At 65.8% G+C, this 17,933-nt stretch carries 16 protein-coding genes; 10 read left to right on the top strand and 6 right to left on the bottom strand.

Going from position 1 to position 17,933, the window contains the following annotated elements; genetic code table 11:
- Window positions 1–615, bottom strand: coding sequence for a TetR/AcrR family transcriptional regulator (locus GUY30_RS01775; RefSeq protein ID WP_167193605.1), 615 nt, complete (start codon window positions 613–615; stop codon window positions 1–3).
- A gap of 43 nt (window positions 616–658) precedes the next feature.
- Here GUY30_RS01775 and GUY30_RS01770 point away from each other — a divergent pair, with 43 nt between their 5' ends.
- Window positions 659–2,467: an ABC transporter ATP-binding protein gene (locus GUY30_RS01770; RefSeq protein ID WP_167193603.1), complete on the top strand. Its 1,809-nt coding sequence runs from the start codon at window positions 659–661 to the stop codon at window positions 2,465–2,467.
- Between the two features lie 131 nt (window positions 2,468–2,598).
- On the top strand, window positions 2,599–2,895 hold the full coding sequence (locus tag GUY30_RS01765) for an antibiotic biosynthesis monooxygenase family protein (protein WP_167193601.1): 297 nt from the start codon (window positions 2,599–2,601) through the stop codon (window positions 2,893–2,895).
- A 164-nt stretch (window positions 2,896–3,059) separates the two neighbouring features.
- On the opposite strand, the gene GUY30_RS01760 is transcribed toward GUY30_RS01765, so the two are convergent.
- Together GUY30_RS01760 and GUY30_RS01755 are read right to left on the bottom strand one after the other, a co-directional pair.
- Window positions 3,060–3,797, bottom strand: coding sequence for a potassium channel family protein (locus GUY30_RS01760; RefSeq protein ID WP_167193599.1), 738 nt, complete (start codon window positions 3,795–3,797; stop codon window positions 3,060–3,062).
- A 72-nt stretch (window positions 3,798–3,869) separates the two neighbouring features.
- The gene (locus GUY30_RS01755; RefSeq protein ID WP_228281593.1) at window positions 3,870–5,204 is read right to left on the bottom strand and encodes a TrkH family potassium uptake protein; all 1,335 of its coding nucleotides are present in this window, start codon (window positions 5,202–5,204) and stop codon (window positions 3,870–3,872) included.
- A gap of 171 nt (window positions 5,205–5,375) precedes the next feature.
- Between GUY30_RS01755 and GUY30_RS01750 the strand changes: the two genes are divergently transcribed.
- Window positions 5,376–6,830 (top strand): APC family permease, encoded by a 1,455-nt coding sequence (locus GUY30_RS01750; protein WP_167193597.1) that lies wholly within the window; start codon window positions 5,376–5,378, stop codon window positions 6,828–6,830.
- A gap of 362 nt (window positions 6,831–7,192) precedes the next feature.
- Here GUY30_RS01750 and GUY30_RS01745 read toward each other — a convergent pair whose 3' ends face one another.
- Window positions 7,193–8,497, bottom strand: a complete 1,305-nt coding sequence (locus GUY30_RS01745) for a glycine cleavage T C-terminal barrel domain-containing protein (RefSeq protein ID WP_167193595.1) — start codon at window positions 8,495–8,497, stop codon at window positions 7,193–7,195.
- A gap of 144 nt (window positions 8,498–8,641) precedes the next feature.
- On the opposite strand from GUY30_RS01745, the gene GUY30_RS01740 reads away from it, so the two are divergent.
- Window positions 8,642–9,502 carry a methylenetetrahydrofolate reductase gene (locus tag GUY30_RS01740; RefSeq protein ID WP_167193593.1) on the top strand — a complete coding sequence of 287 codons (861 nt, stop codon included), beginning with the start codon at window positions 8,642–8,644 and terminating at the stop codon, window positions 9,500–9,502.
- Between the two features lie 114 nt (window positions 9,503–9,616).
- Here GUY30_RS01740 and GUY30_RS01735 read toward each other — a convergent pair whose 3' ends face one another.
- Entirely contained in the window at window positions 9,617–10,366 is a 750-nt protein-coding gene (locus tag GUY30_RS01735) for an IclR family transcriptional regulator (protein WP_167193591.1), read from the bottom strand.
- A 118-nt stretch (window positions 10,367–10,484) separates the two neighbouring features.
- Between GUY30_RS01735 and GUY30_RS01730 the strand changes: the two genes are divergently transcribed.
- From GUY30_RS01730 to GUY30_RS01705, 6 genes are all read left to right on the top strand, one after another.
- Window positions 10,485–11,261: an IclR family transcriptional regulator gene (locus GUY30_RS01730; protein WP_167193589.1), complete on the top strand. Its 777-nt coding sequence runs from the start codon at window positions 10,485–10,487 to the stop codon at window positions 11,259–11,261.
- Window positions 11,262–11,499: 238 nt separating this feature from the next.
- On the top strand, window positions 11,500–14,013 hold the full coding sequence (locus GUY30_RS01725; RefSeq protein ID WP_167193587.1) for a GcvT family protein: 2,514 nt from the start codon (window positions 11,500–11,502) through the stop codon (window positions 14,011–14,013).
- A 1-nt stretch (window position 14,014) separates the two neighbouring features.
- Window positions 14,015–14,839 (top strand): electron transfer flavoprotein subunit beta/FixA family protein, encoded by an 825-nt coding sequence (locus GUY30_RS01720; RefSeq protein ID WP_167193585.1) that lies wholly within the window; start codon window positions 14,015–14,017, stop codon window positions 14,837–14,839.
- Window positions 14,836–15,834 carry an electron transfer flavoprotein subunit alpha/FixB family protein gene (locus GUY30_RS01715; RefSeq protein ID WP_167193583.1) on the top strand — a complete coding sequence of 333 codons (999 nt, stop codon included), beginning with the start codon at window positions 14,836–14,838 and terminating at the stop codon, window positions 15,832–15,834. Before GUY30_RS01720 ends, GUY30_RS01715 begins: the two co-directional genes overlap by 4 nt.
- Before the next feature lie 137 nt (window positions 15,835–15,971).
- The gene (locus GUY30_RS01710; protein ID WP_167193581.1) at window positions 15,972–16,367 is read left to right on the top strand and encodes an acyl-CoA thioesterase; all 396 of its coding nucleotides are present in this window, start codon (window positions 15,972–15,974) and stop codon (window positions 16,365–16,367) included.
- Between the two features lie 180 nt (window positions 16,368–16,547).
- Window positions 16,548–16,955 (top strand): VOC family protein, encoded by a 408-nt coding sequence (locus GUY30_RS01705; RefSeq protein ID WP_167193579.1) that lies wholly within the window; start codon window positions 16,548–16,550, stop codon window positions 16,953–16,955.
- Between the two features lie 103 nt (window positions 16,956–17,058).
- Here the strand turns inward: GUY30_RS01705 and GUY30_RS01700 are convergent, their stop codons facing one another.
- On the bottom strand, window positions 17,059–17,808 hold the full coding sequence (locus GUY30_RS01700) for a helix-turn-helix domain-containing protein (protein WP_167193577.1): 750 nt from the start codon (window positions 17,806–17,808) through the stop codon (window positions 17,059–17,061).
- Window positions 17,809–17,933: the final 125 nt, after the last annotated feature.

Here is a 17,933-nt window from a genome sequence, read left to right as displayed (position 1 = left end):
TCAGGGCGCGACCAAGCCCGTGAGTTCCTCCTCGAGGATCTCCTTCGCCGAGGCGGCGCTGCGCTCATCGAGCATGACCTCCTGAGCCAGCCCCTTGCCCAAGGCGATCATCCGCATCGCCCACCTGCGGGAGGCAGCGTTGTCGCCGTCCGCCACAGAGCTGTCGGTGCCGACAGCTGCCAGGTAAAGGCGCGTCCCGAGCTCGATCGTCGCACGATCGCTGGCACGGATGATCTCGGCGATCTGCTCATCCATCACCGCTCGAGCGACGTAGGTGTACCACACCGACGCACCGATGCGCATGGTCTCACCTGAGGGAATGAACGCGAAGCAGAACTCGCGGAGCGCACTCACCGCAGCAGCGGAACCAGGTGCGGACGACGCATCGGCATCGTCCAGATCGGCCACCTCAGCGCTGTCGACGAGATGTCGGCAGCCTTCGAGGATGAGCTCACTGCGCGAAGGGAAGTAATGCTGCACGCGGCCGATGGAGATTCCGGCCGCTTCGGCGACGGAACGGAATGACACCCCGTCGATCCCATTGAGATAGATGACCTGCCACAGGGCATGGACGATCTCTGTGCGGCGCTGGGCATGGTCGACGATCTTCGGCATCCTCCCACTTTACAATACGATCAACTTGCATAATGATTGCAGTATGAATGTATTGCCATCGAAAGATCCAGGCATCTCGGTCCGCGGCCTGACGAAGAGCTACGGCGGTCACCGAGTCGTCGACGATCTCAGCTTCGACGTCGCGCCAGGACAGGTGACGGGGTTCCTCGGCCCCAACGGTGCCGGAAAGTCGACGACGATGCAGATGGTCCTCGGTCTCACCTCACCGGATTCCGGCACCGTAGCCGTCCACGGCCGTCCCCTGTCCGAGCACGCGGAACCCGCACACATCGCCGGAGCCTTCCTCGGCGCCGGAAACATGCTGCCGGGGCTCACTTCACGGGGACACCTCGATTGGATCGCGACGGCGACGGGAACCGAACCCGCCCGAATCGACGAGATGCTCGACCTCGTCGACCTGACCCGCGCAAGCTCCCTCCGGATCTCCCAGCTGTCACTGGGCATGCGTCAGCGACTCGGCATCGCGGCTGCTCTTCTCACCGACCCCGAAGTCCTCATCCTCGACGAACCGCTCAACGGACTCGACCCCGCAGGAATCACATGGCTGCGATCGCTCCTCACGGACTTCGCGGGCACAGGCAGAACGGTGCTGCTCTCGAGCCATCTGCTGCGGGAGATGGAGCTCATCGCCCACCACGTCATCATCATCCGCGACGGTGCGCTCATCGCCGACCGTCCCCTCGATGAGATGCGGCGGGAATCCTCGACCCGAGTCCGAGTGCAGGGAACGAATCTCGCACTGCTGCTCGATCATCTGCGGGCAGAGGGCATCGCAGTCGAACCCGACGCATTGTGCACTCACGCCACGATCGCCCGAATCGACCCCGGCGAGATCTTCCGGCTCTGCGTTCGCCTCGGGGTCGAGCTCACGGGGCTCGCCGCCGAGGAACGCGGCCTCGAAGACACTTTCCTCGGCCTCACAGACAGCGGCGACGATCGGCACGGGCACACCCTCAGACAACCCGAAACAGGGAGCGACGGCATGACCACGACACCACCGACCGCACCGGCCTCTCAGACAGCACCCACCTCTCCGATCACCGCTCGGCCCCGATGGACGGGCGCCGAATGGGTGAAGTTCCGTGACCTGCGTCGGCCGCGTCAGCTGCTCGGCATCACGCTCGCGCTGGGCGCGATCTCGGCTGTTCTGCTCGTGCTCACCATCCCCGCCACCCGCAGCGCCCCTCTGTCGGAGACCAGCACCGAAGATGTGCTCTCGACCAGCGTTCTCGGAGTCGATGCCGCCGCGGCCGTCCTCGTCGTCCTCGGGGCCTGGTTCGCCGGGGTCGAGTTCCGTACCGGCGCGATCACCGAGGCCCTGCTGCGCGCCCGCGGACGATCAGGCTTCGTCACAGCGAAGGCCGTCATCATCGCCGCGGCCGCCGCCGTCACCGCAGTCGTCACGGCCGTCATTGCCACGATCTGCGGCAGCCTCCTCGCGGGAACAGCCGCCGGGGCCGACTGGCCGGAAGTCCTCGCCGCGGCTGGCGGCCCGGACCATCTGCGGCTGGCGTTCGGCAGCACGCTCCTGCCCGTAATCTATTCGCTCCTCGCGGTCTTCGGTGCGGTCATCTTCCGCTCGGTCACCGGCGGAGTGCTCACCCCGTTGGCTCTGCTGGTCGGGTCCATGCTCGCCGGCTGGCTGCCGGACGGTCTCGCGTCCGTCCTCCGACCGTTCCTCCCCTTGGGCGCCGTGCACAACATCAGCGGGGTCGCCGAGGCGGGAGGGACCGAATACATCGGTGTCCTCCCAGCCCTCCTCGTCCTCGTCGCCTGGGTCATCGGCGGAGCAGTGCTGGCAACGTGGCGGCTGCGCCGACAGGACTTCTGAAACAGATTCCGAGACCGGCTCTGAGCCCGGATCTGAGACTCTGCGGGCGAACAATCGGACTCCTCAGACAGCACTCGGGTCAAGGCCGTAGGGTCGAGGAGACTCAGCTGCCAACCCGAACAGGAGCAACCATGTCAGTCGTCGCCATCAACGCGCTCTCCGTCCCCGAACCAGCTCGCGCTGAACTCGAAAAGCGCTTCGCCGAACGCAAGCACTCCGTCGACGGCGCTCCCGGCTTCGAGGGCTTCCAACTGCTGCGTCCGGTCGCTGGCGGAGATCAGTACTTCGTCTACACCCAGTGGGCGACCCGCGAAGACTTCGAGAACTGGCGCGCCAACCGTTCATCCGTCCACGAGTCCGGCGGAAAGCAGCCGGTATCCGAGCAGGCGAACCTCCTCGAGTTCGAGGTCGTCGACCTCGGCGACTGACCTTCGCGACTGAGCTCAGCCACAGCGCCCGGATCGGGCGCACCTGACTCCGGGGCCGCCTCGGGGACCAGCCCTCGAGTACTCAAGCGCCGCCTCGGGGAATACCCCTCGAGAACTCAAGCGCCGCCTCGGCGAGGGAATGCCAATCGTCCAAGGACGTCGACCTATGCGTCGGCGTCCTTGTCCAATTCACTGAACGCTTCGACCTTCTTCGGGCTGCCGGCCACGAGGATCTCGTCGTCGGCGTAGAGCGTGACGTCGCGATCGGCGATGTCCCAGTGGGTGCCGCCGCGGCGTTTGAACGCGACGATCGTGACGTCGTACCTCGTGCGCAGCCCCAGCGAGGCCAAGGGCACGTCGGTCGTGCGCACCGGCGGAGTGGTGCGCGCCAGGACGAAGTCCTCGTCGATGGGCAGGAAGTCCGAGATATGGCCCCTGATCAGGTGGGCCAGGCGCCGGCCCATATCGTTCTCGGGGCTGATGACGTTGCCGATGCCCAGCTGATGGAGGATCTCTGCGTGGGTTTCGCTGATCGCCTTCGCCCAGATGTGCCGATTGCCGAGCTTGAGGATCCGCGAAGCCACGAGGATGCTCGCTTCGAGATCGCTGCCGATGGCGATGACAACGCGGGAGACCTCGTCAATGCCCAGCTGTCGCAGCACCACCTCGTCGGTGGCGTCGGCGCGGGAGGCATGGGCGAGGACATCAGCGAACTCGGCCACGACGGACTCGTCACGGTCGACGCCGATGACCTCGACTCCATGCTCTGCGAGTTCGTGCGCCAGGGATCCGCCGAAGCGGCCGAGCCCGATCACGGCCACCGCTCCGTCCTTCGCCAGTGGCGAGGGGTCGCCGGTGAAGAACGACGCGGACCGCGCCATCCAGTTCTTCTTCTCGTTCATGGTCTTGTCCTTTCTGGGCCGCCTCGGCGGGGGCATCGGCAGTCGTTGATTCGGCTCTCGATGGATCGGCCATCAGCCGATCAGCGGCCGTTCCTTCGGCAGTTCGTAGCGGATGGGGCGCTCACGCAGGGCCAGGCCGGACGCCACGGTCACCGGTCCCAGACGGCCGAGCGCCATGGTGAGGATGAGGATGATCTGGCTTGGCGCGGACAGGTCCGCGGTGATTCCGGTCGACAGACCGACCGTGCCGAAGCCGGAGATGACCTCGAAGAGGACTCGGCTGAGGCCGAATCTCGGGTCGCAGAGGAGGATGACCATCGTCGCCAGCAGCACCCAGCCGAGCGCGAGGACGATGACCGTCGTCGCCTGTCTGTGCACGTCACGGGAGATGCGGCGACCGAACAGGGTCACAGATCGTCCGCCGCTGATCTCCGTCCACGTCGTCGCCGCGAGCACCGCCATCGTCGTGATCTTCACACCGCCTGCCGTGCCCGCCGGTCCGCCGCCGATGAACATGAGGACGTCCATCCCGAACCAGGTCGCCGTGTGCATCTGGCTGATGTCGATCGAGTTGAACCCGGCCGTGCGGGTGATCGTCGATTGGAACGTCGCAGCTTGGACCTTCCCCCACGCGTCGAGGTGGCCCATCGTCGCGGCATTGTTCCACTCGATCACGGCGATGAAGATGGTGCCGCCGATGAGAAGAATTGGGGTGATGACGACCATGATCCGGGTGGTCAGACCCCATTTCAGCGGGGTTCGGTACCCCCGGACGAGTTCGATGAGGACGGGATAGCCGAGCCCGCCGAGGATGACTGCCAGTCCGATCGGACCGCATATGAAGGGGTCGGCCACGTAATCGACGAGGTTGTCCTGACGGAGCCCGAATCCGGCGTTGTTGAACGCGGAGATCGCATGGAAGATCGCATCCCAGATCGCCTGTGGCACGGGTTCGTCGTAATGGAGGAAGAACCGGAGGAACAGCGCCGAGGCGACCACGAGCTCCGTGCCGAAGGTCAGTGCCGTGATGCGCAGGACGAGCGGCTTGACGCCGCCGATCGCGTCGCTCTTCGTCTCCGAGGCCACGGATTGGCGGAGCCGGAGTCCGGCCTTTCCCGCCAGCAGCAGGGCAAGCAGTGCGGTGAGCAGGAGCACGCCGAGACCGCCGGCCTGGATGAGGCAGATGATGACGATCTGACCGAAGAGCGTGAAGTCCTGACCGGTGTCAAGGACGACAAGCCCGGTGACGCTGAGCGCCGAGGTGGCTGTGAAGAGAGCTTTGAGCAGCGAGATGCCGCCGTCGGCGACCGTGGCCGCCGGGGTCATTAGCAGAGTGGTCCCGGTGACCAATGCTGCCAGGTAGCCCGCGATGACGCGGACGATCGCTGAGCGATGTGAGCTGTGCACCAGACGAAATGTAGCACCACTGACCCGGGATGAACCCGTATGCAGTCAACTCACCGGTAACGGTCAGAATCCTGCTACTCTGCCTTATCGGAACAGCCGCGATCAGTCTCCTGCCCGCGGCGCGGTCCAGCACCTGTACAGTCCATCCACACTGAAGTGTCGAGGAACCCCATGAGTCAATCGCAGTCAACAACGACAGATCGAGACCACGGCTTCGTCAAAGCCCTCGGCTCGATCGATGCCCTCTTCATCGGCTTCGGCGCCATGATCGGCTTCGGCTGGGTCGTGCTCACCGGTGAGTGGCTGTCCGGCGCCGGCACCATGGGCGCCATCCTCGCCTTCGTCGTCGGCGGCATCATCATGTGCTTCGTCGGAACCGTGTACTCCGAACTCGTCGCAGCCATGCCGCATGCCGGCGGTGAGCACAACTACCTCATCCGGGCAATGGGGCCACAGGTGTCCCTCTTCGGTTCGTGGGCGATCACCGGCGGCTACATCAGCGTCGTCATGTTCGAAGCCGTCGCCGTGCCGAAGACCGCTCTCTACCTCTTCCCGAACCTCGAGTTCGTCAAACTGTGGACGATCGCCGACTTCGATGTGTATCTCACCTGGGCGCTCGTCGGCACGGTCACCGCGATCATCATCTCCTGGATCAACATCCGCGGTGTCAAGGTCGCGTCCCTCGTCCAGACCTTCGTCGTCTCCTTCCTCATCATCGTCGCCCTCATGCTCCTGGCCGGCGGACTGGTCGGCGGAGAAGCCGCCAACGCCGAGCCGCTGTTCACCGGCGGAGGTTCAGGTTTCATCGCCGTCGTCGCGGTCGTGCCGTTCCTCTTCGTCGGCTTCGACGTCATCCCGCAGTCCGCTGAGGAGATCAACCTGCCGCCGAAGAAGATCGGCAAAGTCGTCGTCGCCTCGGTGTTCATGGCTATCGCCTTCTACGTCATCATCATCTGGATGACGTCGCTGGCCATGCCCGCGTCTGAACTGGCCGCGCACGATCTCGTCACCGCGGACGCACTGGCAGCCATGTTCAATTCCGCGTTCTGGGGCAAGCTCGTCATCGCTGGCGGTCTGGCCGGAATCATCACTTCGTGGAACGCCTTCCTCATGGGCTCGTCCCGCCTCATGTGGGCGATGGCTACGGCCGGAATGATCCCCGCCTGGTTCGGCAAACTGCACCCGCGCTACCGCACCCCGGTCAACTCGATCCTCTTCATCGGAGCGCTCTCCGCCCTGGCACCGTTCCTCGGTTCGGCGGCCTTGGGATGGATCGTCGACGCAGGTTCGCCGGCGATCGTCATCGCCTACTTCCTCGTCAGCGTCGCGTTCCTGGTCCTGCGCAAGCGCGAACCGGCGATGGACCGTCCGCTGCGCATCGGCGGCCAGGGCAACTCCGGTTTCACCATCGGTGTCATCTCGGCCGTGCTCACGCTCATCCTGTTCGTCCTCTACCTGCCGATCACCCCGTTCTCTGCCCAGCTCGCGTGGCAGTCGTGGGCGATGTTCGGTGTGTGGCTGATCATCGGCGTCGTGTTCATGTTCCGGCTGCCGCGCGGCGTCAAGGCCGGCCCGAACGCCGAGACCGAACTCCTCGCAAAGGTCAAGGCCCTCCGCGGCAAGTGATCGCGGGAGCTATCCCTCACCGCTAGCGGCACTCCGCACCGTTAGCTGCACACCGCACCAGTGCTCGCACCCCTCACCTTCAGCGACACATCACCCCTTTGCAACGGGGTGGTGAGCCACTGAGAGTGAGGGGTGCTTCGCTATATGTAGGAGGTGCCACTAAGGGTGAGGGGTGCCGGCATTGCCAGCGGGAGGATTCGGCACTTGCGGTGCGTGATGCCGACGCTCTGCGGACCGAGCTGCGCCCGAACACTCGCGGGCGACCAAACGCGCCGACCGCGCGTACGTCTCTTGCCATGCGAACGCGGCCGCCGGCTTTGCGCAACGGCGACCGCGCTCGGTCTTAAGGAGCGGGAGTCGACTCAGACGGCGGCGTCGAGTCCGCGCATCTTCAGACGCTCACGCTGGTTGGGGTTCACACTCGGGCGGAACGGCATCTCGACCACCTCGGCGCGCACCGGGACTCCGGGAGTATCGGCGAACGGTTCCGGCAGATGCACCCAGTACTCGGTGCCGAGCTCGGTTCCTGAGACCGGCACGTGAGCCATAGCGATGTTCGCTTCGAGTTCCGGCGAATACCACGGTGAGGTCACGTACCCGACCGCCTCACCATCGGCCGTGGCGGAGACGAGCCAGAAGTCCGGGGCATAGTCCGTGATCGGCTTCCCGCCGACCAGCAGACCCACCAGCTGCGTGCGATACGGCGGAGTGCCGGCCTCGATCAGCCCACGCACCTCCTCGAGCCTGGCCTTGCCGATATAGTCGGCTTCCTTCTTACGCGGCACCTGGTAGGACAGGTTGACCTGGAACGGGAGCGTCTCGAAGTCCATGTCCTGACCCCACGAGAGGATGCCGGCTGCGATCCTGCGGTGGTGGCTGGGAGCGACGACCTTGAGGTTGTAGTGCGCACCGGCTTCCAGCACGGCGTTCCACATATCCTCGGCGTACTTCGTCGCATCCCTGAGGTAGATCTCGTAGCCCTTCTCACCGGTGAATCCGGTCTGGGAGATGATGACGTCGCGGCCGCCGACCTGGGCTTCCATGAGTCCGTAGCTCGGCAGTGTGCGTCCTTCCTCTCCGACGAGATCGGCGATGACGTCGACGGACTTCGGCCCCTGCACCTGGACGGGGGCGACGTCGATCTCGCCGATCGTGACGTCGAACCGGCCGCCGACGTTGACCCCCTGCAGCCAGAGCATGAGGTCGGTGTCGGAGAGGCTGAACCAGAACTCGTCGATGCCGACCCGCAGCAGGATCGGATCGTTGAGGATGCCGCCGGCTTCGTTGCACAGGATGACGTAGCGGGCGCGCATCACGGGGATCTTCGTTGCGTCACGGGTGATGACGAAGTTGACGAACGCTTCGGCGTCGGGACCCTTGACCTGGATCTGCCGTTCGACGGCGACGTTCCACAGGGTCACATCGTTGACGAGGGACTGGTACTCGGCCATCATCCCGCCCTCGTCGCGGGGGATGTAGCCACGCGGGTGGTACATCCGGTTGTAGATCGACGCCCGCCAGCATCCCTGCTGCATGGACAGTTCCCAGTAAGGGGACTTGCGGACACGGGTGTCGATGAGCATTTCGACCGGGGTCGGGCCGGACTGGCGTAGGTTGATCGGGACTTGTCTGTCGCTTTGGTCCACTGTGGGGACGTTGTTGTGCATGGTGTTCCCCCTGCTCGCACAGTTTTATATTATGGAACTCAATTCCCATATCATGGGTACAATGAGTGTAGGATCGAGGACACCGGGACGCAAGGGACTCGCGGATGCGAGTTTCATGAATCGACCTCCGAGAAGGAGACGAGGATGTCACAGGCAACGCTGCGCGCGCTCCTGACCACCGCCCGCTACGAGGTTCTGCCCACGGCCGGAATCGTCGAACGCATCGAGGAGTACGTGGCGCCCGGCCGCGAGATCACGGTGACTGCGTCGACGGGGCTGACCCTCGAGGCGACCCTGTCCACGGCCGAGCAGCTCCAGGCCCTGGGGTTCCGGGCCGTGCCCCATCTCGCGGCGCGGATGATCCATGGCAGACCCGAGCTCACAGAGATCGTCGATCGCCTCGCCGAGGCGGCTGTGGACCGGATCTTCGTCCCCGCGGGGGACGCCACTCCCCCGGCCGGCGGGTACGCCGGTGCGCACGACCTCCTCGTCGATCTCTCATCCATGGCCGCACCGTTCCAACACATCGGCGTCAGCGCCTATCCGGAATCGCACCCGATCATCCCCGATGATGTGACGATCCAGGCGATGTGGGACAAGCGTGACTACGCCACACACCTGGTCTCGAACCTGTGCTTCGATCCGTCCGTCATCGCGTCCTGGGTGCCCAGGGTTCGCGCACGGGGCGTCGAACTGCCGTTGGTCCTCGGCATTGCCGGGAAGGTGGAGTTGGCCAAGCTCGCCCGGGTCGCGACGAAGATCGGGGTGGGAGAGTCCACGCGGTTCCTGCGGAAGAACACGGCGACGTTCACGCGGATGGCCAAGCCCGGCGGATACAACCCGCGGAAGTTCCTCGACAAGATCGGCCCGGTCCTCGACGACCAGGACATGGGCGTAGCCGGTCTGCACATCTATACGTTCAATCAGATCAAGGACACCGAGGTCTGGCGCCGCAAGCAGCTCGCGGCCCTCGGCGGTGCCGAAGAGGTCTCGACCGCGTGGTGAGAGGCGACCGCACTCAAAAATAGGTCACCATCGGACACGGCCACACGAATCCAGGTCACTATCGGATACTTTCAGCGCCGAAAAGTATCCGAATACGACCTATCTTCGGCTCGTCTACCGGTGGGTGACCTTGCGCTTGAGGGTGCGCGAGAGCAGGCCGGCTTCGTCGACGAGCAGCTCGCCGAGGCGGTCATGGTGTGCGGCGATGCGCATCGTCGGCCCGGAGATGCCCACGGCGGCCACGACGTCTCCCTCGATGCCGAACACTGGTGCCGCCAAAGCGTCGAGGCCGATCTCGAACTCTTCGTGGACGATCGCGAATCCGCGCTCGCGCACCGCCTCGAGGTCGTCGGTGAGTTCCTTGCGTGAGCCCAGGGTCTTCTCGGTGCGGCGCTCGAGTCGACCCGTCGGCAACGGGATCACGTCGTAGGCGAACATGACCTTGCCCAGGGCCGAGCAGTGCGGAGGCACCTCGACATCGGCCCAGTTCGTGGCGCCGAGGACGAAGGTCGAATCGACCTGAGCGACCTGGACGACGCCCTTGGGTCCCGGCATGGCGAGGTTGACGGTCTCACCGGTCTCCTCGCTGAGGCGCTGCAGGGTCGGATCAGCTGCGGAGACGAGATTCTCCACCCGGTCGAAGCGGGAGGCATAGGTCGCGAACAGCGAGCCGCCGCGGTAGAGGCCCTCACCGTCGCGTTCGACCAGGCCATTGCGCTCGAGCGCGGAGAGCAGACGTGAGACCGTCGACCGAGCCAATGCGGTCTCTTCGACCACCTCGGTGTAGGAGATCGGTTCGTCGGACCTCACGACCAACGACAGGATCTCTGCCGCCCGGTCGATCGACTGGGTCCCATTGCTCATCGTGCTCAGCTCCGTCGGGGAAAGGGGGTCGGCGGATTCGAGGCCCTCCGACCGCACTCACCCTACCCCACGCCCTCAGACTCTGGCCGGGTTGCGCGTCGTGAGTTACAGTTTCGAAATGAGCAACAGCGAAGTGGGCTCGGGCGGCGTCCAATCGGTAGATCGGGCCGTGACTATCCTCGAGATCATCGCCCGCACCGGGCTCGCCGGGATCACCGAGATCGCCGGTGAGCTCGGGGTGCACAAGTCGACGGCTTCGCGCATCGTCTCCACCCTCGAGGCCCGTGGACTCGTCGAACAGGACCACCACCGCGGCAGATACCGGTTGGGCCTGTCCATCCTCCGCCTCGCTGGAGCGACGACGGCACGCCTCGACATCGTTCAGGAGGCCCGCCCGATCACCAAGATGCTCGCCGAGGCGACCGGTGAGACGATCAACGTCGCCGTCCTCTCCGACGGCGCCGCCCTCTACCTCGATCAGGCCTCGTCGACATCCTCGGTGCAGAGCCACAACTGGGTCGGGCAGCGCATTCCGCTGCACGCGACCTCCAACGGCAAAGTCCTGCTCTCCGCGCTGAGCGAGTCAGGCATGCGCGAGACTCTGGGCGCGAAGCTGACCCGCTACACCCCGCACACGGTGACCTCGGTCCCGCAGCTGCTCACCCAGGTCGCCGAGGTGGCCGCCACCGGATTCTCGCTCGTCATCGATGAGCTCGAAGTCGGGCTGACCGCCGTGTCCGCTCCCGTACGCAATGCCGACGGGGACGTCATCGCCTCGATCTCGGCTTCGGGTCCGAGCTTCCGGTTCACCACCGACAAGGTCACGTCTGCCAGAGACCTGCTCACTCAGGCTGCGGCCGACATCTCCGCGCGCCTCGGTTGGCACGAACACTGATTCACAACGCTGAACCACGCGAGCTCGGCACGGACGCGCTGACGGCAGCCTCGCCGGTCACCCCTGAAGCCGCGCTCAACACGGTCACTCAACCCGACGAAGACGGCGCAGACAACCTCTTGACACACCCGCCTCGGCGGAGGACGATCATCGTACGCAGTTCCACATAGCGCGCATCGTTGCATAGTTCGCAACAATGCCGGTGAAGGCGAAGATGCCTTCAGAGAGGAGCCTGCTCATGGCTTCCGTCCCCGCCCAGGCCAGCGTCGTCGTTGTCGGAGCTGGCATCGTCGGCAACAGCCTCGTCCATCACCTCGCCGAGCTCGGGTGGACCGATATCGTCCAGGTCGACAAGGGTCCGCTGCCGAACCCGGGCGGTTCGACCGGGCACGCCTCGAACTTCATCTTCCCCGTCGATCACTCGCGTGAGATCGCCGACCTCACCCTCGACAGCATGCGCCAGTACCAAGAACTCGGCGTCTTCACCGAATCCGGTGGCTTCGAGGTCGCCCGCACCGAAGAGCGCATGGAGGAGCTGCGGCGACGCATGGCTTCGGCCCGCGCGTGGGGCATCGAATCCTCCCTCGTCACCCCCGCCGAGGTGGTCGAGAAGGTGCCGTTCCTCGATCCCGAGGTCATCCTCGGCGCGTTCTGGACACCGACCGTCGGAGTCGTCGACTCCGTGCGGGCGGGCACGATGATGCGCGAATCCGCCGAAGCCAAGGGAGCGCTCACGGTCTCGCCGAACACCGAGGTGACCGGCATCGATGTCGACGACGGGCAGATCGTGGCCGTGCACACGACGAAGGGCGAGATCGCGACGAACCGAGTCCTCATCGCCTGCGGCGTGTGGTCCCCGCGGATTGCTGCCATGGCCGGTGCCGCGATTCCGCTGACTCCGGCGGTCCACCAGATGATCAGCGTCGGGCCCGTCCCGCAGCTGACCGAACGTCCCGGCGAGATCTCGTTTCCGATCGTGCGGGACATGGACACCTTCTGCTACGAACGTCAGCACGGATCCGATATGGAGATCGGCTCCTATGCCCACCGGCCGATCCTCCACGACCCCGACGAGATCCCCTCGATCGAGGCGGCGAAGCTCTCCCCCACGGAGATGCCGTTCACGGACGAGGACTTCGATCCGCAGCTCGAACAGGCCGTCGAACTCATGCCCGAAGTGCTGTCGAACCCGGACGTCGAGATCCGCTACGCCATCAACGGTCTGCTCTCGCTGACCCCGGACGGGGCGCCCATCCTCGGCGAATCACCCGAGGTGAAGGGCTTGTGGTCGGCGGCGGCCGTGTGGGTGAAGGAAGGGCCCGGAGTCGGTCGGGCGGTGGCCGAGTGGATGACGAACGGACTGCCGGAGATCGATATCCAAGGCGCCGACATCGCTCGCTTCCACTCCCACCAGCGCACCCGCGCCCATGTGAAGGCGCGCACCTCCGAAGCCTTCAACAAGACCTATGGGATCGTCCATCCCGGCGAGCAGTGGAGCAGCGATCGCGACATCCGCCGGTCGCCGATGTGGCAGCGTGAGGCCGATCTCGGAGCCGTGTTCTTCGAAGCCGGCGGGTGGGAGCGGCCGCAGTGGTTCGAGTCGAATGCCGGTCTGCTCGAGGAGTTCGGCGACGCGGTGATGGACCGCAGTGCCGAATGGGATTCCCGCTGGTGGTCCCCGATCATCAACGCCGAACACCTGGCGATGCGGCACCGTGCCGGACTCGTCGATCTCTCCAGCTTCGTCATCTTCGACGTGTTCGGCCCCGCCGCCCTCGACGCGGTCCAGACCATCGCCTTGGCGCAGATGGATGTCGCCGTCGGTCGGGTCGTCTACACCCCGATCCTCGATGAGAACGGCGGGTTCCGTTCGGATCTGACGATCATGCGGCTGGCACATAACCGGTTCCGCGTCGTCACGGGCGCCGCCCACGGAATGGTCGATCTGAAATGGTTCGCCGACCGACTGCCCGATACGGGCGCGCAGATCGCCGATCTCACGAGTTCGTGGACGACGATCGGGTTGTGGGGACCGCGAGCCCGCGACATCCTCGGCGAGCTCACCAGCGCGGTTGTCTCTCACGAGGGGTTCAGATTCGGGACGGCGCGGAGGATCGAAATCGGTTCGCTCGAAGTGCTCGCCTCCCGCATTTCCTACGTCGGCGACCTCGGTTGGGAGCTCTACGTGCCGATGGAGTCGGGGCTGAAGCTCTGGGACATGCTCATGGAAGCCGGCCACGAGCATGGGCTGATCCCCGTCGGTCTCGGCGTCTACGGCACCACCGGTCGGATCGAGAAGGGCTACCGCGCGTTCGGGGCCGAGCTCGATTCCGAACGCAGCGTCGTCGAGGTCGGGATGAGCCGGCCGAAGGTGAAGTCCCAGGACTTCATCGGCAGGGCCGCGCACCTGCGTCACCGTGAGGAGGAGCCGAAGACGGTGCTGTGCTCGCTCACCGTCGATGACCACACGAGTGCGAGTGGGGAGAAGCGGTACATGCTCGGCGGGGAACCCATCGTCTCTGCCGAGGGTCAACCGCTGGTCGACGGGCACGGTCGCCCCGCCTATGTCACCTCGGCGGGGTCGGCTCCGAGCCTGGGCAAGCATGTGCTCATGGCGTTCCTCCCACCCGCCGAGGCGGTGCTGGGCAACCAACTGCAGGTCGTCTACATGGAGGAGTTCTATCCCGTCACGGTCGCGTCGGTCGATTCGACGCCGCTGTTCGACCCCGACAACAAGTGCATCAGGAGATGAGATGAACATCCTCGTGTGCATCAAGCGCGTCCCCGATATCGCGGGCTCCGTCACCCTTGACGACACCGGTACCGAGATCGACGAATCCGGGCTCGGCCACACCATGTCCTCGCATGAGGAGTGCGCTGTCGAGCTCGCGATCCAGACCGCGGCCGCGACCGGCGGGACGGTCGCGGTGCTCACACTCGGCCCCGCCGAGGCGGTCGAGCAGCTGAGAGCGGCAGTGGCTGTGGGTGCGAACGACGGCATCCTCGTCGAGGCGGCCGACCCGTCCGTGTTCGCACCCGAGGACATTGCGCAGGTCATCGGCGATGTCATCCGTGATCGCGCCGAGGCGGGGCAGACCTTCGATCTCGTCCTCACCGGTGACGATGCCGCCGACACCGGCGATTTCCAGGTCGGAATCCGCCTGGCCTACGACCTCGGATACCCGGTGCTCACGAACATCCAGACGATTGGTGTAACCGGCGGCGGAGAAGGGGCTGGTGCCGGGAGCGGCGGAGGCGGCGAGCGCGGCGGTGGCCGCATCGAAGCCCGCGGGATCGGGCCGGCGGGAACGGAGATCTTCTCACTCGACCTGCCTACCGTCGTCGCCGTCCACGAGGGCGGGGTCGATCCGCGCTATCCCTCGATCACCGGCCGGATGAAGGCGAAGAAGGCCCCGATCGTCGAATATGACGCCCCGGAACCCGGGACGGGCAGCCCCCGCATCCGGCTCGAACTGCCTGAGGTGAAGGCGAGTTCGGTGACCATCCTCGGCGAGGGCCCCGAAGCGGCTCCCGCCCTGGTCGATGTGCTCGAAGAGATCGGAGTGATCCGGCCATGACCCTAGTCTTCATCGAAACCGACACCTCCGGCCAGGTGACGCTCACCTCCGCCGAAGCCCTCACCTTCGCCCGCACCCAATTACTACCTGACGGCGGCGCAGCAACCTCGCGCGAGGTATCTGGGCCGCCGTCAGGTAGCACGGAAGCGGTGGTGATCGGGGAACTCAGCGATTCCGCCGTTGACGCGCTGGGGCGACTCGGGGTCGGTGTCATCCACCATCTCGAGCATCCGGATCTCGCGGAGTATTCGGCGGCGGCCTGGGCGCAGGCGATCGTCGACGTCACTCCGGAATCCGGCACGCTGCTGGCCTCGGGCACCCCGCGCGGCATGGAGCTCATGGCCCATGCCGCTGTTCGCACCGGCGCCCGCATGGCTGCCAACGTCATCGCCGCCGACGAGGAGGGGCTGCTGCGTCAGGTCCACGGCGGCACTGCCTTCGAACGCCTCCGCCTCGACGGGGATCTGCAGGTGCTCACGATCGCCGGCCACGCGTGCACTCCCGAAGAGACGACCCCGATCACCCCCGAAATCATTGGCTATGACCTCACCGTCGCCGAGGCGGACCTGGCCACCCGTGTCCAGCGCACCGAGGTCGAAGCCGCCGATGATGCGTCCGGACTGACCTCGGCCAGAGCCGTGGTCGGGGCCGGTCGCGGAGTCGGGTCGGAGAACGGATTCGCAGAAGTCCTCGAACTCGTCGACCACCTCGGCGGGGCCTTGGGCGTCTCACGTGTGGTCACGGGGCTGGGCTGGCGCCCGCACGCCGAGCAGGTCGGCCAGACCGGCAGTCGCATCTCCCCCGATGTCTACATCGCCTGCGGGATCTCGGGAGCGATCCAGCACATGGCCGGAATCGAGGGCGCGAAGACGCTCGTGGCCATCAACACCGACGAGGAGGCCACGATGGTCCAGCGTGCCGATTACGCGATCATCGGCGACCTCCACGAGGTGGTCGCCGCTGTCAACGAGGAGATCGTGCGCCGTCGCGGCTGAGCGCAGTTGAACCCGGGCTCCGCCAAGGCCGCTTCGGACAGTACCAATGCACTGAGAATTTCCGTTGGCGCTGGCCACCTGGTTAACTATGGAACGATCGTTCAGACCTCGTTCCCAATCAGCTCCCGGAGGCAGTCATGGCCACTTTCGAACTCTCACCCGAAGTGCGCTGGTCGGATCAGGACCTGCTCGGCCACGTCAACAACGCACGGATGATCACCCTCATCGAGGAATGCCGCGTGCGCTGGATGCACGAGATCCGGGCCGGACACATCACCGGCGGCGGACTGCTCGTCGCCCGCCAGACCATCGACTACCTCGTGCCCGTCATGTACGGCCCGGAGCTGAAGATGACGGTGACGGTGAAGAAGCTCGGCAACTCCTCATTCACGGTGAACACCCGAGGTGACCAGGACGGACGTCAGGTCTTCGACCACGACTGCGTGCTCGTCCACATCGACCGGGACTCGCAGAAGCCCACCCCGCTGACGCCCGAGCTGCGCGCAGTCTTCGAACCCTACCTGCAGGGTTGAGGACCGAACCGCTGACTTAGGTGGGAGAGACAGTCACGCGAAACCGCGGCGGGCGTGGCCATTTACTCACCCAGTGTGAGCGCATCGCCCGCCCGACAGCGGCGAGTACCTCCCGGGGGACGCGCGATCATGGCCGATTCGTTCAAGCCGACTCCCTGCACGTCCGCATAGTCTGAAGTCATGAAACTCGACGCGATCTCGATCATCACCTCAGACATGCCAGCCGCCATCACCTTCTACTCCGCGCTCGGCCTCGAGCTCGCCGACGGCGGCCCGGACGCCCCACACACCGAGTTCACTTCCGGATCCCTGCGGATCCTCCTCGACACCGAAGCGGTCGTCCTCGGCATCGACCCCGAGTGGACCCGCCCGACCGGCGGACACACGATGTCCTTGGCCTTCGACTGCTCCACCGCCGAGGGGGTCGATGCGACATTCGCCAAGCTCACCGGACGCGGCGACGGGGGAAGCGATCCCGTGGCCGGAATCGTCCACGAACCCTGGGACGCGTTCTGGGGACAGCGCTACGCCGTGGTCTCCGACCCCGACGGCAACACGGTCGACCTCTTCGCCGCCCTCAACTCCTAATTGCTACCCGACGGCGGCCCAGCAACCTGGCGCGAGGTTGCTGGGCCGCCGTCGGGTAGTTCTAAGTGGGGACGAACTTACGGAACGAACGCCAAGAGCGCCCTCATCCGATGAGCGAGCGCTCATCCCGCCGCAGGTGTGCGGCATCGGCATACCCGGCCTCGGCCGCGGCTGCTGTCCGTGAGCGGCCCGATTCGATGAGGTCTCGTGCGGCCTGCCAGCGCAGGATCTTCGCCAGGTGCTTGGGTCCGTAGCCGAACCATTCCGTGCTCAGCCGGCGCAGCTGCCGCGGTGAATACGCGAACTGTGCGGCCGCCTCGGTGACGGTCTGGGCCGGCGAACTTGAGCGCACATCCAATGCCCGAGCCAGGGACATCGGACGCGGATCCAGCGGAGCCCGGTCCATCAGGCCGCCGGCTGTGTCGAGCAGCACCCGGGCAGCTCCCGTCACCGAGGCGGCCCCGCGCTCACCGACTTTCCCACCCCTGGTATGCCTGCCGCCGATGACAGCGTCGAGGGGCGTCACCCGGTCGGCCAGCTCCCCCGCCGAGGTGGTCAACAGTTGCGGAAGCACGCCCGAGTCGAAGCGCAGACCCACCGTCGGTGCGGCCGAACCGTGGAACCTCCGTGCCGTGGAATCGGCACCGGCGATGAGCATCTGCGAATCGATGACGATGAGATCCATGCACCCGTCGGGCGCGATGAGCGAGGGAGCTGGAGCAGGCGCGGCGTCCGACCCGAAGGCAGGGTTCCCACAGACGGGATCGGTCGCCTCGGCGAGGGAATCTGCCTTGTCGGGAACGGAGACCCACAGGCTCGCCCGCTGGCGTGGGATCCGGGTTTCGCGGTACACGGACTCGGCCTCCTGACGCTCGCGGCGGTAAACTCGTCTGTGATCATCTGGTGCGGGCGGCGCGATCTGCCCCCAGAATAGCGCGCGAATGGCCCCAACAGAGGGCCACACGCCCGAGCTCACGG

The sequence above is a fragment of the Brevibacterium pigmentatum genome, from assembly GCF_011617465.1.
Taxonomy (GTDB): Bacteria; Actinomycetota; Actinomycetes; order Actinomycetales; family Brevibacteriaceae; genus Brevibacterium; species Brevibacterium pigmentatum.
The sequence above is the reverse complement of the archived record's forward strand: the minus strand, read 5'-3'. Positions and strand labels throughout refer to the sequence as shown.